The organism is Paractinoplanes rhizophilus (assembly GCF_042664765.1).
Lineage (GTDB): Bacteria > Actinomycetota > Actinomycetes > Mycobacteriales > Micromonosporaceae > Actinoplanes > Actinoplanes rhizophilus.
In genome coordinates this window covers 31,257-46,059 of record NZ_JBHTBJ010000021.1, presented here as the reverse complement: position 1 = coordinate 46,059, position 14,803 = coordinate 31,257, and the positions used below count along the sequence as shown (strand labels likewise).

Sequence of the window (14,803 nt, the reverse complement as noted above, 5' to 3'; positions counted from 1 at the left end):
CTGGCGTCGGATGCGGAAACGGCTTCCAGATCGGCGGCGATCACGTGATGAGCCCGACGCCGCCGGGCAGCAGCGCGGCGAGTGGCTGGTAGAGGCGGGCGCCGCCACCGGCCGGCGGGAGCGCGACGAGGCGGACGCGGGCCAGTGACGACGGTTTCCACCGCCGCAACCAAGGGTCCATGTCCCGTCCTCCTCGCCCGGGGTGCCGGAGCGAGTGCGGCACCAGAATCACCTTGGGTACGGACGCAACGACCCTCCAGTCAGGACAATGCCGGACAGCTCGCCGGGCATAAAACGGGCCGCGCCCGGTTTGCCCTTTATAGATGACCATTGCCGTCCTTAGGGGTCCTACCAGCTTTTCCTTGTCCGGACAGAGCGTGTCAGGAAGATGACGCTGGGTCTTGACAGGCTCCTCGCCGACGCAGGATCGTCTCAACGCGACGCCGGATCGGCACGCTTCCGGCGGAAGCCCGCCGCCGCATGCCCGGACGCACGAGAGGACGACATGGACCCCCAAGCCCCTGCCACCCAGTCCCCTGCCGCCCAGTCCCCTGCCGCCCAGTCCCCTGCCGCCCAGTCCCCTGCCGCCCAGTCCCCTGCCGCCCAGTCCCCTGCCGCCCAGTCCCCTGCCGCCCAGTCCCCTGCCGCCCAGCCCTCTGCCCCGCAGTTCCACGTGGTGATCAACGACGAGGAGCAGTACTCCATCTGGGCCGCCGACCGGCCGATCCCGGCCGGCTGGCGGGCCGCCGGGGCGACCGGCTCCGAGGACGAATGCCTGGCCTACATCGACGAGCACTGGACGGACATGCGACCCCGCAGCGTTCGGCTGTCGATGCAGCAGTAGTCACCCGGCACGGGGGTGCGGGCCGCCTGCGAAACACCGTCGCGGGCGGGAAGTCGCATCGGGCGCCATCCGTCGATGCGGCGCGGCCACGGCCGGGCCGCATGCCGGTGCACCCGCTGCGGGCGGTGGAGCGCCAAGGAGGGTGACCGACAATGTCCACACCAGAGGTCGACCAGGGCCCGTTACCCAGCCCCTTCGCCGGCCGACGGAACGAGCTGGCGACCGTGACCGGAGCCCTCGCCCGCGCCCGCCAGGAGCGGCACGCCCAGGTCGCCGAGGTGATCGGCGATCCCGGCATGGGCAAGACGCGGCTGCTGGCCGAAGCCGCCTGGCGCGCCCGGGACGACGGCTGGCTGGTCGTCTGCGGTCAGCCGGCCGAATTCCGCTCCTCGCTGCCGCTGGCCCCGCTGGTCGACGCCCTCGACGATCACCTCAACGCCGTCGACCTGAGCCCGCTCGAACAGACCCACCCGGGCAGTCTCGCGCTGCTGAGCACGGTCTTCCCATCGGTTCCCGAGCCGCGCACGCCGAGCTCGCGCCCGATCGAGGAGTATCGCCTGCTGCGGGCCATCCGTGCCCTGCTCAGCCTCCTGGCGGAAGCCTCCGGGCTGATGCTGGTCCTCGACGACCTGCACCGCTGCGACACGCTCACCGCCGCCGTGCTGGGCTACCTGCTGCGCCATCCGCCGCACGCCGCCGTGCTGATCGCGGTCGCCTACCGGCCGGGCCGGGCGGACCCGCGCCTGGTCCGCGAGCTCGCCACGGCCGCCCAGCGCAGCACCGCCCACCGGATCGTGCTGTCGCCGCTCACCTGCGACGAGGCGCAACCGCTGCTCGACCCGGGGATGATGCACTGGCAGCGGGACCTGACGTACCGCAAGAGCCACGGCAACCCGGCCTACCTGGAGGTGCTCAGCGCCGCCGCCCGGCACGGCCGGGGACCACATGTCCTGCCCCCGCTGAGCACGGCGCCACTGCTGGCCGAGTTCGAGGCGCTGAGCTCGGTCGGCCGGGTCGTGGCGCACGCCGCCGCCGTCGCCGGGCCGGGCTTCGATCCGCAGCTGCTGGCCGAGGTGGCTCAGGTCGGCGAGGCCGACGTGCTCGGCGCGATCGATGAGATGCTGCAGAACGACCTGATCCAGACGCTCGACATCTCGCAGCAGTTCCAGTTCCGCCATCCGTTGCTGCGCCAGGTCGCCTATCAGCAAGCCAGCGGCGGCTGGCGGCTCGGCGCCCACAGCCGGGCCGCCGCCGTGCTGAGCCGGCGGCGCGCCCCCCAGGTCGAGCTGGCCCGGCATCTGGAGTTCGCGGCGGCACCGGGCGACGCGACCAGCAGCCGGATCCTGCTCGACGCCGCACGGCAGGTGCTGTCCCAGCGGCCGGGCCAGGCGGCCGACTGGCTCACGGCCGCGCTGCGATTGCTCGGCGAGCACGCCGAGGTCCGAGAGCGCCGCCTGGAGGTCCTCGACGTGCTGTCGGTCGCGCTTCTGCGCAGCGGACGGCTGACCGAAGCCCGGCAGTCCCTGACCGAGCTGCTCGGCGCCCCCGACATGCCGGAACGGGTGACCGTGACCCTGCGGGCCGCCGAGGTCGACCTCTTGCTGGGCCGGATGAACAGCGCCCGACGCCGCCTGCGGGCCGAACTGGCCGCGGTCGGCGAACGCCAGCCCGACGCCACCCGGCTGCGGCTGCGGCTGTGCACGGTCGCGCTGCACGACAGCACCGTGGACCCAAGCCTTGCCGAGGACCTGGTCAGCGTCCCCGCCGGCCTGACGAGCCCCGTCACCCAGGCGGGCGCGGCAACCGTCCTGGCCGCGACCCGCCTGGCGTACGGCCGTCCCGACGCCGAGGAACCGGCCGACCTGGCCGCCGAGCTGATCGACGCCGCCGACGACAGCGAGCTCGTCGGCAACCTGTGGGCGCTGATCTGGCTGAGCACCGCCGAGGTGCAGCTCGAACGCTACGAGCGCGGCCGCGAGCACGCCATCCGCGGGTACGCGGTGGCCCGCGACAGCGGGCAGCTGCACCTGGCGCCGTACCTGCTGGCGCTGATCGCGCAGGCGCACCTGAGCCAGGGCCGGCTCGGCGCCGCCGCCGAGGTGGCCGGCCAGCTGGAGCTGAGCCTGGGCTCGATCGGTCAGCCCGGCGTGCTGCGCATCCGGCACATCCTCCTGCAGTCGCGCATCGCCGCCGCGGCCGGTGACCCGGCGGCGTCCACCCTCGCCTATCGGGCGGCCGAGCTGGCCGGGCGCACCGGCGGCCAACCCGCCCGGCTCGCCCGCGCCGCACTCGGGCACGCCCTGCTGAACGAGGGTCATCCGGAGCGTGCCGCGAGCATGTTGCTGGAGGCGGGCGAGGGCCCCGACCTGCTGGCCCTGCCCGCGCCGTACCGGCTCGGCGTCTACGCCGATCTGACCCGGGCCGACCTCGCCCGGGGCAACCTGACCGCCGCCCGGCAGTGGGCCGAACGCGCCCAGCACCTCGCCGGTGAGGCGCAGCCGGGCCACGTCGGGATCGCCGAACTGGCCACGGCCCGGCTGCTGCTGTGCGACGATCCCGGCGCCGCTGCGTCGCACGCCCGGCACGCCGCGGACCTGGCGTTCAAGGCCGGCCAGCGGCTCGACGCCGGGCAGGCCCTGCTGGTCGCCGCGGCCGCCGAGGCCGCCGCCGGCCGGGAAGACGCCGCGCGGGAGGCCGACGAGGAGGCCATGGCGGTCCTCGCCGAGTGCGGCGCGGAAAACCTCGCGGCCGTCCTGCGCGAGGAGAACGGCCCACGTCCGCAGGCCCGGGTGCAGACGCAGACCGCCGCGGTCAAACCCCCGGCCGAGCAGGTCGCCGAGTTCACCGCGTTGTCCGGCCGGGAACTGCAGATCGCCGAGCTGGTCAGTCACGGACACACCAACCGCCAGATCGCCCGGCTCCTGACGCTGAGCCACAAGACAGTCGAGACATACCTCGCGCGGATCTTCACCAAACTCGGCGTGTCGTCGCGCTCGTCGGTGGCGACGCTCGTCGGCTGCGGCGCGCTGGGCGGCGCCGACAACGGCAACGGCGAGCCCTGCACCGGCCGCGAGTGTCTCACGACCGGCCTGTAGGGCCCGTCCTGTCAGGAGAAGACCTGAATCACATGCCGGAGCCGATCGTCCTAGCGTCGACGAACGTGAGCGAAGAGACATCGGCGATCGTCGAACCCGAGACCGCGGCCGAGCCCCCGGTACGGCGCAAGCGTCGCCGGTGGCCCCGGATCTTGATGTGGATCATGGTCGTTCTCCTGGTACTGATCGCCGGCGTCGGGTACTACGGCGTCTGGTCGGTACGCCGGCCCCTGGCCCAATACGACGGCACGCTGCGCCTGGCCGGCCTCTCCCAGCCCGTCACCGTCTACCGCGACGCCCAGGCCGTGCCGCAGATCTACGCCCACACGGCCGACGACATGTACAAGGCGCAGGGATACGTCACCGCCCAGGAGCGCTTCTGGGAGATGGACTTCCGCCGGCATGTCACCAGCGGCACCCTCGCCGAGATGTTCGGCGCGAGTCAGGTCGCCAACGACGAGTACATCCGCACGATGGGCTGGCGCCGGGTCGCCGAGCAGGAGCTTCCGATGCTCTCGCCGCAGAGCCGGCAGTACCTGCAGGACTACGCCGACGGCGTGAACGCCTACCTGGCGGGCAAGTCGGCCGGACAGGTGAGCCTCGAATACACCCTGCTCGGGCTCGAGGGCGCCGATCACCGGATCGCGCCCTGGACTCCGCTCGACAGCGTCACCTGGCTGAAAGCGATGGCCTGGGACCTGCGCGGCAACCTGGACGACGAGATCACCCGGGCCGACCTGCTCGCCGGCGGTCTCACCCGCGCCCAGGTCGAGTCGCTGTACCCGCCGTACCCCGGTTCCACCAACGCGCCCATCGTGGCCGGCGGCTCGGTCGAGAATGGCGTCTTCACCCCGTTGCGACGCATCCCGGTGACCGCGCCCGCCGGCTACCGCACTCCGTCCGTCACGGCCGGCGAGCTGCGCGAGGTGGCGCCGCAGCTGACCGCGATCGGCAGGGGCATGGACGCGCTGCCGGCGCTCACCGGCGCTCGCATGTCCGGCATCGGGTCGAACTCCTACGTCGTGTCCGGCGCACTCACCAGGACCGGTAAACCGATCCTCGAGAACGACCCGCACCTGGCGCCGTCGATGCCGGGCGTGTGGTTCCAGATCGGCCTGCACTGCGACTGCGGCCGGAACGTCACCGGGTTCTCGTTCTCCGGCATGCCCGGCGTCATCATCGGCCACAACGACCGCGTGGCCTGGGGATTCACCAACCTCAACCCGGACGTCACCGACCTCTTCCTGGAGAAAGTACGCGGCGACAAGTACCTGGTCGACGGCGTCTGGAAGGACCTCGCCGTCCGCACCGAGGTGATCAAGGTGTCCGGTGGAACGCCCGTGACCTTCACCGTCCGGGAAACCGACAACGGGCCGCTGATGGACGCCGTGTCGAAGAACATCCGCAACCTCGGCCGGATACCCGGTGTCGACCCGTCCGGCGCGCCGCTGTCCGTCGCCCCGGCACCGGCGGCGATCCCGGCCGACGCGTACGCGGTGGCCATGCGCTGGACCGCGCTGACACCCGGCCGCACGATGGACGCCCTCTTCGCGCTGAACCAGGCGCAGGACTTCACTCAGTTCCGAGCGGCGGCAGCGCAGTTCGAGGTGCCCGCGCAGAACCTCACGTACGCCGACGTCGACGGCAACATCGGCTACCAGGCGCCGGGCCGGATCCCGATCCGCGGCAAGGGCGACGGCCGCTGGCCGGTGCCGGGCTGGGACTCGGCCTACGGCTGGAAGGGCTACATTCCGCCGGCTGCCCTGCCCTACGCGTACAACCCGCCCTCCGGGGTGATCGCCACCGCGAACAACCAGGTCATCGACCCGCACTCGTACCCGTACCTGCTGACCGGCGACTGGGCCGACGGTTACCGCAGCCAGCGCCTGCTCGACCTGGTCCGGGCGCAAGCGCCGCTGTCCGTCGAGAGCGCCGCGAACCTCGCCTTCGACCAGCACAGCACCGTCGCCGCCTCGATCACCCCGACGCTGCTGTCCGAACGCCTGACCGGCAGCGCGGCGAAGGCCCAGGACTTGCTGCGCGGCTGGGACTTCCAGCAACCCGCCACGGGCCCGGCCGGCAGCACGGCGGGGCACAGCTCGGCGGCGGCCGCCTATTTCAACGCGGTCTGGAAGCACCTGCTCGCCGACACCTTCGACGAGCTGCCCGCGCCGTGGAAGCCGACCGGCGGCGAACGCTGGTGGCTGGTCATGACCAACCTGATGAAACAGCCGGCCGATGCCTGGTGGGACGTGCGGTCGACACTGGCGGTCGAGAAGCGCGACGACATCGTCACCAAGGCGATGACCGAGGCCTCGGCCGAGCTGACGGGCTCGCTCGGCGGCGACCCTGCCGCGTGGCGATGGGGTGCGATCCATACCCTGTCCCTGCGGAACCAGTCGTTCGGCACGTCGGGCATCGCGCCCATCGAATGGCTGTTCAACCCCGATCCCGTGGCGGTCGGCGGTGGCGGCGGCATCGTCGACGCCAACGCTTACGACGCTTCCCAGCCCGGCTACGCGGTGAACGCCGTGCCCTCCATGCGCATGGTCGTCGACCTGTCGAACCTGGACGGCTCACGCTGGATCCAGCTCACTGGGGAGTCCGGCCACGCGTTCGGCCCGCACTACACCGATCAGCTGGAACTCTGGCGCACGGGCAAGTTCCTGCCGATGCGCTGGAACCAGGACACTATCGGCCACGAGGCCCGCAACACGCTGACCCTGAAACCCTGAGGCTGTGTCCCGCAGGTCTTCGCAAGGTCGAGATATGACCGGAGCGGGCGTACCGATCGGAACACCACGACGACCGATCACGTATCGGCAACCGGAGCCGGCGTCGTACGCGAACTGAGCAACCTCGACGTCCAGGTTCGGTTGTTCGTCACGACTGCCGGGCGAGCAGCCGCGCGACGGCTCTGGCCATGAAGGCGTTCAGCGGTTCCGGTTCGCGGTCCGAGGTGGCGGCCAGCAGCAGCGGATCGCCGTCGGCCGCTTTGCCGAAGCAGTCGATACGGCCGGTTTCGACCCCCTTGGCCGGCTGGATGTCGATGGGGTACCGGCTGTCGCCGAGGCACACCAACACCAGTTGGTCCGCCGCCAGGCCGGTGCGCAGCCGTTCCTTGTCATCGAGTTCCGCGAAACGCTGCGCCGATGACTGTCCCGTGACGGCGCCCGGCACGAGGCCCCTGTCGCGGAGATACTTGTTCATCCGCTTGGCGATGCTGCGGTCCGGCCGCCGCTCGGCGGGAATCAATGGTTTGGCGCCCACGGCGGGGTAGGCGCGGCCCCGCTTGTCCAGGGCGAACCTTCCCTCCAGCTCCCACCGGTATCCCGCGATGACGTACCGGTCGACGCCTTGGAACGACACTCGTGCCCGGCGGCGTTCCAGGACCGGAAGCGGCTCGACGCCTTCGGCCTTGAGGTGCCGCACCGCGGTGGAGAACAGGTCCTGGATGCGGTCGACAGTTTCCTGCCACGCCTGCAGCTCACCGCGCTCCCAGGTCGCACGGCGGGCTTCGTCGGTGGCTTTGCGCTGGGTTTCGGCGGTTGCCTGCTCGTCCAGCCGTCGGCGTTCGGCGGCCACCATGTCGTCGAAATCGGTCATCTGCATTGCCTCCAAATGTTCAGCGTCGGACGAGCCAGGAGACCATCGCACCCGTGATCAGGATGGCCAGGCCGTAGTAGATGGCGTAGGCGGCGAGGAATGCCGCGGCAAGGGCGAGCACGGCGAACGCGGTGATGCCCACGACCAGCGTCAGCGCGGTGGCCACGACCAAGGCCGCGACGTTCACCGCGGTGCCGTGGACCGCGCCGAAGAGGGCACGTGCGGGCTTCCCCGGAACGAGTCGCCGGCGATCGGGAAGGATGCTGGAGATCAGCGCGAGGCAGCAGAAGGTGGCGATGCCGCCCGGCGTGGCGAACAGCCGCAGCGCCTGCCAGAGGACCGTGACGGGCCATTGGAGTGTCCAGGTGTGCAGCGCATCGTGCAGCCATGCGGTCCGCAGCGCGAACGGACCCGCGGCGACCGCCGGCACCCGCAGGTAGATCTCTCGCCACCCGATCAGAACGGCCGCGACCACGGCGTACAGCACGAGCCGACGGACGGCCGGCCGGTTGCGGGAACGCAGCAGGCCGGCGGCGAAGATCGGGTAGCCGATCATGATGAGCAGACCGAGGACCAGCACAGCCAGGTACAGCGGGTACAGCACCAAGCCGGCCAGCGCGTTGACCTCCAGGCCGATACGGGGCAGCGCGTAGCCGAACGCCAGGTTGTCGAAGACCACCAGCCAGGCGACCTGCAGCGCGGCGATCGCCGGCCAGGTCATGACAGCGCGGAACCGATCTGCGGTGAGGCGGTCCCGGAGCGCGTCGGCGGTGACGCCGACGAGAGCCCAGCCGAGGTACCAGGCGCCCACCGCACCCGCGAGCAGGCACACCACCAGGATCGCGGCGAGCCAGCCGGACGGCATCGCGTCGCGCTGATCGCTCGCGCATCGGTCACCGGAGGCGCCGAAGCACGAGAAGAACGTCGCGCGGTTGGCCGACACGTCACCCCGCACCCAAAGCTGGTCCACCGGTACGGGCGCAGTGCCTTCTGCGATTGGCCGATAGACGGCCGCCGTGACATGCGCACCGGCTGCCGACGCGCTCACCGGCGTACCCACGAGGGCCGCCACGAGCAGCAGGAGTCCGGCGAGTCGGGCGCAGGCGCCGGGCGGAGGCCGAAGAGATTTGGGCATAGCGTTCCTTCAGGAGCCGGGTTCGTGCGCGTAGCGGTCGGGCAGGACGGCCGGCTCGAGCCCAAGGACGTATTCCAGGTCCGCCCGAGATTGGCCGCGCAGGCAGGCCGCGAACTTGGCCTTGACCTGCTCCGTGTATCCGGCAGCCGTCTTCTCGGACAGCGTCGTCGGCAGGCCACCGCCGGTCGGCCGCTGCGCAGCGAAGGACGGCGATCACCTGCGGTCTCACCTCAAGATGATCTCCGAACAGGTCCCAAAAAGCCAGGTGGCAGCCGACCGATCCGAGCGCCGACCGGGCGCGGAATGGGCAGAAACCAGACCAGGAGCATGGAACGACCGCTCACTGATGCGAAGTGGAAGACCGCAGCGGAGGTTCAGACGTAGTTGAACAACGGAGGAAAGGCGAGGACCACGATCCAGGCCCACGCGGCGTACACCTCCAGGTAGCCGGTCTGCCATCGTTCGAGTGCCGCGAACGGCGTACGCCGGCGGATGAAGTTCAGCAGAAGCCATGCCGACCAGGCGAGGTTGACCAGCAGGATGGCGTTCTCGCCGAGCGCGGCCGCCCGGTTGGGCGTGCCGCCGTATTCGTCGGTGATGCGTCCGGTGATCTCCAGCAGCACCAGCACGTCGATGGCCAGCGCGCTGATGACGAGCGCGAGCTGGAGTTTGTCGAACGGGCCGGGCGGCGCCAGCGGGTCGCGGGCCGAGAGCGAGTAGAGCAGCAGCCCCAGCACCACAACCAGCAACAGGTTGAACAGGATCAGTGTCTCGCGATCGACGTCGATGCCGTGGCTGGTCCACACGACGGCGACCAGGAAAGCGAGCAGGGCGGCCGTGAACAGCGGGGTGAACAGCCGGGTGAGCACCGGCGCGATGTTCTCGACGACACTCTGCTTGGCCTCGACGAGCCAGCCGGCCACCACGGCCGCGGCCACGGCGCCGCAGGGAAGCAGCCATTGCGAGATGAAATCATCCGGGAAGAGCCCGATGGCTTCGAAGGTGCTGTACAGGAAGGCGGACAGGACACCGCCGCCGAGGGCCATGAGCACGACGTAGATGAACCACTCGCCGGTGAAGCGGATGAAGTCCATGCGCCGGCGCGACGAGCGCCAGTCGTCGGCGACATATGCCAGGCCGGTCACGAGCCACAGCGCGATGGGCAGGTGGATGCCGGTGAGCACCGTGGACTGCGAGTCGTCGGTCAGGGGGTAGACGTTGGCCGCGACGGCGCCGAGAGCGAACAGCGCCACCAGGATCGCGATCACCGGTCGTCCGGCGCGGCGGCGCCAGGCCAGGTACCCCGCCAGCCAGGGCAGGGCGAACAGGGCGAAGTTGCGCCCGTAGAAGGCGCCGTCGTCCTGGAGGCTCAACCCGAACAGCGCCGGCACCTTCACCGACACCACCGCGCCCGCGGCGCAGATGAGCATGGCCCACAGGTCCCGCCGGGAGCGCGTGCCGGCGATCGAGCTGCCGGTGTCGGCGGTCAGCACCAGCTGCTTCCACAGCCGTTCCGAATGCTCCCGGGCGAACTCGCGGGAGAGCTCGTCGAGGCTGCCCATCCGCTTGACCGCGACCAGGAACGCCTCATCCGGGCTCAGGCCGGCCGCGACGAGCTCGTCGACCGACCCTCGCAGGTGGTCTTCGAGCTCGTCCGCGTCGAGCGATTGCAGCTCCTTGCGGCGCAGCACGTATTGCCGCCACTGCGCGAACTGCGCTTCCAGCTCCTCTTGCCCGTCCCGGGTCGTCATGCGAGGCCCTCCAGCGGGCGCACCGTCTGCGGCACCCGGTCGTGCCAGATCTCCTTGAGCGCGTCCACGACGGTGTCCCACTGGCGGCGCTGCTCGGCCAGCTCGGCCAAGCCCTGGTCGGTGATGCGGTAGTACTTACGCCTTCGCTCGCCGGTGACCGACTGCCAGCTCGACTGCGCATGACCGAGGCGCTCGAGTCGGTGCAGCAACGGGTAGAGCAGGCCCTCGGTCCAGTCCAGCTCGCCGCCGGAAAGCTCGTTGATCCGCCGGAGGATGGCGTAGCCGTAGCTCTCGCCCTCGGCCAGGATGCCGAGCACCAATGGCGTCGCCGAGGCGGCCACCAGATCCTTGGCGACTTTCACGAGGCATCACTCCGCAATCCATACCTAGAATTGCGATGCATAGTAGTGATAGGTATTGCCGGGCGCAACGGGCCACGCCGGCACTTCCGGAGTCAGCGACCCGCGCCGACGGGCTCGGGCAGGGGCGGCGGCTCGACCGGTACGGCGTCGCGCAGCCGCTCGCCTTCGACGTCGACGTTCGGCAGCAGCCGGTCCAGCCATCGCGGCAGCGCCCACGCGCGCCGGCCGAGCAGCGCCATCACCGCCGGCACGATCGTCATCCGGACCAGGAACGCGTCGAGCAGGATGGCCGCCGCCAGGGCGAAGCCGATCGACTTGATCAACGGGTCGGGAGTCAGGACGAAGCCGGCGAACACGCTGATCATGATGATCGCCGCGGCCGTGACCACCCTGGCTCCGTGCGCGTAGCCGACGCGCACCGCCTCGGTCGGCGGGGCGCCGTGCACGTGTTCCTCCCGCATCCGGCTGACCAGGAAGACCTCGTAGTCCATCGCCAGGCCGAAGACGATGCCGATGAGGATCACCGGCAGCAGGCTGACGATCGGGCCGGTCTGGTCGACGCCGAACAGGCCGGACAGCCAGCCCCACTGGAAGACCGCCACCACCGCGCCGAACGTCGCCACCACGGACAGCAGGAACCCGGCGATCGCCTTGACGGGCACCAGCACCGAGCGGAACAAAACGGTGAGGAGCAACAAGGCCAAAACAACGATCACTGCGACGTACGGCAACAGCGCGGCGCCCAACTTGGCGGCGATGTCGATGGTGACCGCCGTGGTGCCGGTGACCGACAGGTCCGCGCCGGTGCGCGCGCGCAAGTCGGCGTCGGCGTCCCGGATCGCGTGCACCAGGTCGGTGGTCTCGGCGCTGTCGGGCGCGCTGGCCGGCACCACCTGCAGCATCGCGGTGTCGCCGGCCGGGTTGAACGCCGGCGGGCTGACCGACACCACCCCGGCCAGGGCGGTGATCGTGCCGGCCGCCGCGCCGGCCGCCGCCTTCGGGTCCGGGCTGCCGGCGGCGTCCACGACGACCAGCAGCGGCCCGTTGTAGCCGGCGCCGAATCCGGCGGTAACCAGGTCGTACGCCTTGCGCTCGGTGGCGTCCGGCGCGGCCATGTTGTCACCGGGCAGGCCCAGCCGCAGATCCAGCGCCGGCAGGGCGATCACCCCCAGCGCGGCGACCACGGCCACCACGGTCAGCAGCGGACGCCGGGTGATCGCCCGGACCCACCGCAGACTCCAGGCCGGCCGTTCGCCGTCCGCTTCGATGTCGCGGGTGTGCCCGCCGCGCCCGGTGATCCGCCGGCCGGCGAAGCCGACCAGCGCCGGCAGCAGGGTGAGCGCGATGAGCACGGCCACCGCGACCGCACCGGCCGCCGCCAGGCCCATCTCGGTCAGCACCGGGATGTTCACCACCGCCAGCGCGGTGAGCGCGACGAGCACGGTGAGTCCGGCGAAGGTGACCGCCGACCCGGCGGTGCCGACCGCGCGCCCGGCCGCCTCCGCGCCGGTCCGGCCCGCGGCCAGTTCGTGCCGGTAACGGGACACGATGAACAGCGCGTAGTCGATGCTGACCGCGATGCCCAGCATCAGGGCCAGGGTCGACGTGCTGCTGCTCAGGTCGAGGAAGCCGGACGCGAGCCGGATGCCGGCCATCGTGGCGGCCACCCCCAGGAACGCGGTGAGCAGCGGCAGCCCGGCCGCGAGGAGCGAGCCGAAGGTGACGGTCAGCACGACCGCGGCGACGCCGAACCCGATCACCTCGCTGAGTCCCTGTTCCGGTTCCCGCTGCAGGGCATCGCCGCCCGCCTCCACCGTCAGCCCGGCGTCCCGGCCGCTCTCCGCGGCGGCGAGCAGCGCCTCCCGATCGGCCTCGTCCACCTGGGCGGCTGGCACCCGGAACGAGACCCGCGCGTACGCGATCGTGCTCTCGGTGTTGATCGTGCCGTGCAGCGGATCGCTCACCTCGCCCACGTGCGGCCCGGTGCGCAGGGCGGCGACGGTACGGTCGACCACGGCCCGGTTGGCCGGGTCGGTGAGCTTCTCGCCGGGCGGCGCGGCGAACACGACCCGGGCCTCGGCCCCGCCCGCCGGCGACTCGCCGAAGCGCTCGGCGAGCAGATCCTGGGCCTGTTGCGCCTCGGTGCCCGGAATGGTGAAGTCGTCGGAGGTCGGCCCGGAGAGCGTGGCGGCGCCCACGCCGAGCAAACCCAGGATCGCGAGCCAGATCGCGAGGACGAGCTTGCGGCGCAGAAAGCTGAGCCGGCCGAGCCGGTACAGATAGGTGGCCATCGAAATCTCCCGAGCAGCCGGTGAAACGGACCGCTCAAAGGTCCCGGAACGCGCGCCGGAAGTCGTCGTCCAGGCAGAGGCGACCGCGTACGACGATGGCGGTAGCCGCGCCGGGCCCGTACCACGACGAGACCATCTCGGTGGCCCAGGCATCGATGTCGGGCATCCAGATCAACGCGCCCTCACCGGTGTGGACGAGGTCGGCGCATCCGGATCACGCGTCGCCGCGCGGGGCGTCGAGGTGGGTGACGAGGTTGATGCCGCCGTCGACGTGGATCACCTCGCCGGTGACGAAGGGAACCTTGGTGAGTGCCAGCACCATCGCGGCGACGTCGGATGGCTGGCCGAGCCGGCGCAGCGGTGTCATCGCCGCGGTGCGCGCCGCCCGGGTGGCGAGGCTGTCCGAGGTCAGCCGGGTCTCGACCGGCCCGGGGGCGATCGCGTTCACCCGGACGTCCGGACCCACGGCCTTGGCCAGCAGCCTCGTCAGGTGGTCGAGCGCGGCCTTGCTGACGGCGTAGGGGATGGAGCTGCCGAGGGGGCGCGAGCCGCCCACCGAGGTGATGTTGATGATCTGGCCGCCGGGCGCCAGGACCTTCACGGCGGCGACGGAGACCTGCCAGGTGCCGACGACGTTGACGCCGAGGATCCGGTGCCAGTCGTCGGCGGTGATCCCGTCCAGGTCGGTGTGGGGCACGGGACGCGACACCCCGGCGTTGTTCACCAGCAGGTCGAGCCGGCCGTGCCGCGCCACGGCGGTCTCCACCAGGCGTACGGCGTCGGCGGGGTCGGCGATGTCGGCCTGGACGTAGCTCGCCCCCGGGAGCTCGGCCGCGACCCGCTCCCCCGCCTCGACCGAGGTGGCCGAGTGCACCACGACGGTGAAGCCGTCGGCGGCGAGCGCGCGGGCGATCCCTTCCCCGATCCCGGAGCTGGAGCCCGTCACGACGGCCACCCGGGGCGCGCTCATCGGGCCGCCTTCAGCGCGTGCACGATGGCCTGGCTTCCGCTGGCGAGGATCGAGGTGTCGTTGCTGACCACCACGTAGTCGTAACCCCGGGCCAGCGCGGCCCGGGCCTGGTCGCTCGTGGCGGACGCGGTGCCGATCGGCACACCGGCCGCGGCGGCGGCCGCCAGCGCCGACGTGACGAGCCGGTCCACCTCGTCGCTTCCCGCCGCGACGCCCATCGACATCGAGAGGTCGGCCGGCCCGACGAACGCGGCATCGACGCCGTCGAGGGCCAGGATCTCCCCCGCGTTTCGAATCGCCGGCTCGCTCTCCAGCTGGACGACGCAGAGAGCCTGCTCGTTGCCGTACGCGAAATAGTCCGTCCGGGGCAGGAGCCCCCACCGACCCGCCCGGCTGGTGCCCCCGGACCCGCGGTCGCCGCGCGGCGGGAAGCGGGTGGCCCGCACCACCGCCCGGGCCTGCTCGACCGTGTCGACGTGCGGCACGATCACCCCGGCCGCGCCGGCGTCCAACACCCGCTGGATCGCGCTGCGGCCGTGGTCGGGCACCCGGACGAGCGGGTCCAGGCCCAGCGCGCGGGCCATCGCGATGTGGGTCGAGGCGGCGCCCAGGTCCAGTGTCGTGTGCTCGAGGTCGATGACCACGAAGTCGAAGCCCGCGTACGCCATGATCTCGACACTCTCGGGGCTGGCGAGCTTGATCCACGTCCCGAGCGTGCCGCCGTTGATCCCGTCGCGCACCCGTGCCAT

General features: G+C 71.4%; 12 protein-coding genes. 3 read left to right on the top strand and 9 right to left on the bottom strand.

Annotated features, from left to right (window positions below):
- Positions 1-40: 40 nt before the first annotated feature.
- Entirely contained in the window at positions 41-181 is a 141-nt protein-coding gene (locus tag ACFQS1_RS25215; RefSeq protein ID WP_378972702.1) for a hypothetical protein, read from the bottom strand.
- A gap of 492 nt (positions 182-673) precedes the next feature.
- Between ACFQS1_RS25215 and ACFQS1_RS25210 the strand changes: the two genes are divergently transcribed.
- The 3 genes from ACFQS1_RS25210 to ACFQS1_RS25200 all read left to right on the top strand — a co-directional run bounded on the left by ACFQS1_RS25210 (position 674) and on the right by ACFQS1_RS25200 (position 6,674).
- Positions 674-844, top strand: coding sequence for an MbtH family protein (locus tag ACFQS1_RS25210; RefSeq protein WP_378972849.1), 171 nt, complete (start codon positions 674-676; stop codon positions 842-844).
- A 152-nt stretch (positions 845-996) separates the two neighbouring features.
- Positions 997-3,939, top strand: coding sequence for a helix-turn-helix transcriptional regulator (locus ACFQS1_RS25205; RefSeq protein ID WP_378972700.1), 2,943 nt, complete (start codon positions 997-999; stop codon positions 3,937-3,939).
- Positions 3,940-4,103: 164 nt separating this feature from the next.
- Entirely contained in the window at positions 4,104-6,674 is a 2,571-nt protein-coding gene (locus ACFQS1_RS25200) for a penicillin acylase family protein (RefSeq protein ID WP_378972847.1), read from the top strand.
- Positions 6,675-6,822: 148 nt separating this feature from the next.
- Here the strand turns inward: ACFQS1_RS25200 and ACFQS1_RS25195 are convergent, their stop codons facing one another.
- The 8 genes from ACFQS1_RS25195 to ACFQS1_RS25160 form a co-directional block, all read right to left on the bottom strand.
- Positions 6,823-7,545, bottom strand: a complete 723-nt coding sequence (locus ACFQS1_RS25195; RefSeq protein WP_378972698.1) for a hypothetical protein — start codon at positions 7,543-7,545, stop codon at positions 6,823-6,825.
- 19 nt (positions 7,546-7,564) lie between these two features.
- On the bottom strand, positions 7,565-8,488 hold the full coding sequence (locus tag ACFQS1_RS25190) for a hypothetical protein (RefSeq protein WP_378972696.1): 924 nt from the start codon (positions 8,486-8,488) through the stop codon (positions 7,565-7,567).
- Between the two features lie 566 nt (positions 8,489-9,054).
- Positions 9,055-10,431, bottom strand: a complete 1,377-nt coding sequence (locus tag ACFQS1_RS25185) for a permease prefix domain 1-containing protein (protein ID WP_378972694.1) — start codon at positions 10,429-10,431, stop codon at positions 9,055-9,057.
- The gene (locus ACFQS1_RS25180; protein ID WP_378972692.1) at positions 10,428-10,793 is read right to left on the bottom strand and encodes a PadR family transcriptional regulator; all 366 of its coding nucleotides are present in this window, start codon (positions 10,791-10,793) and stop codon (positions 10,428-10,430) included. The genes ACFQS1_RS25185 and ACFQS1_RS25180 overlap by 4 nt, the downstream gene beginning before the upstream one ends.
- A gap of 92 nt (positions 10,794-10,885) precedes the next feature.
- A complete protein-coding gene (locus tag ACFQS1_RS25175) occupies positions 10,886-13,084 on the bottom strand; it encodes an MMPL family transporter (protein WP_378972690.1) in 2,199 nt (732 codons plus the stop codon).
- 34 nt (positions 13,085-13,118) lie between these two features.
- Positions 13,119-13,250, bottom strand: a complete 132-nt coding sequence (locus ACFQS1_RS25170) for a hypothetical protein (protein WP_378972688.1) — start codon at positions 13,248-13,250, stop codon at positions 13,119-13,121.
- 48 nt (positions 13,251-13,298) lie between these two features.
- On the bottom strand, positions 13,299-14,054 hold the full coding sequence (locus tag ACFQS1_RS25165) for an SDR family NAD(P)-dependent oxidoreductase (protein WP_378972686.1): 756 nt from the start codon (positions 14,052-14,054) through the stop codon (positions 13,299-13,301).
- Entirely contained in the window at positions 14,051-14,803 is a 753-nt protein-coding gene (locus ACFQS1_RS25160; protein WP_378972683.1) for an HpcH/HpaI aldolase family protein, read from the bottom strand. Before ACFQS1_RS25160 ends, ACFQS1_RS25165 begins: the two co-directional genes overlap by 4 nt.

Excerpts from the sequence above, each read along its gene's own strand:
- ACFQS1_RS25215 (WP_378972702.1), bottom strand. The coding sequence starts at position 181 with ATGGACCCTTGGTTGCGGCGGTGGAAACCGTCGTCACTGGCCCGCGTC.
- ACFQS1_RS25205 (WP_378972700.1), top strand. The coding sequence starts at position 997 with ATGTCCACACCAGAGGTCGACCAGGGCCCGTTACCCAGCCCCTTCGCC.
- ACFQS1_RS25200 (WP_378972847.1), top strand. The coding sequence starts at position 4,104 with ATGGTCGTTCTCCTGGTACTGATCGCCGGCGTCGGGTACTACGGCGTC.
- ACFQS1_RS25195 (WP_378972698.1), bottom strand. The coding sequence starts at position 7,545 with ATGACCGATTTCGACGACATGGTGGCCGCCGAACGCCGACGGCTGGAC.
- ACFQS1_RS25185 (WP_378972694.1), bottom strand. The coding sequence starts at position 10,431 with ATGACGACCCGGGACGGGCAAGAGGAGCTGGAAGCGCAGTTCGCGCAG.
- ACFQS1_RS25175 (WP_378972690.1), bottom strand. The coding sequence starts at position 13,084 with ATGGCCACCTATCTGTACCGGCTCGGCCGGCTCAGCTTTCTGCGCCGC.
- ACFQS1_RS25170 (WP_378972688.1), bottom strand. The coding sequence starts at position 13,250 with ATGCCCGACATCGATGCCTGGGCCACCGAGATGGTCTCGTCGTGGTAC.
- ACFQS1_RS25165 (WP_378972686.1), bottom strand. The coding sequence starts at position 14,054 with ATGAGCGCGCCCCGGGTGGCCGTCGTGACGGGCTCCAGCTCCGGGATC.
- ACFQS1_RS25160 (WP_378972683.1), bottom strand. The coding sequence starts at position 14,803 with ATGGCACGGGTGCGCGACGGGATCAACGGCGGCACGCTCGGGACGTGG.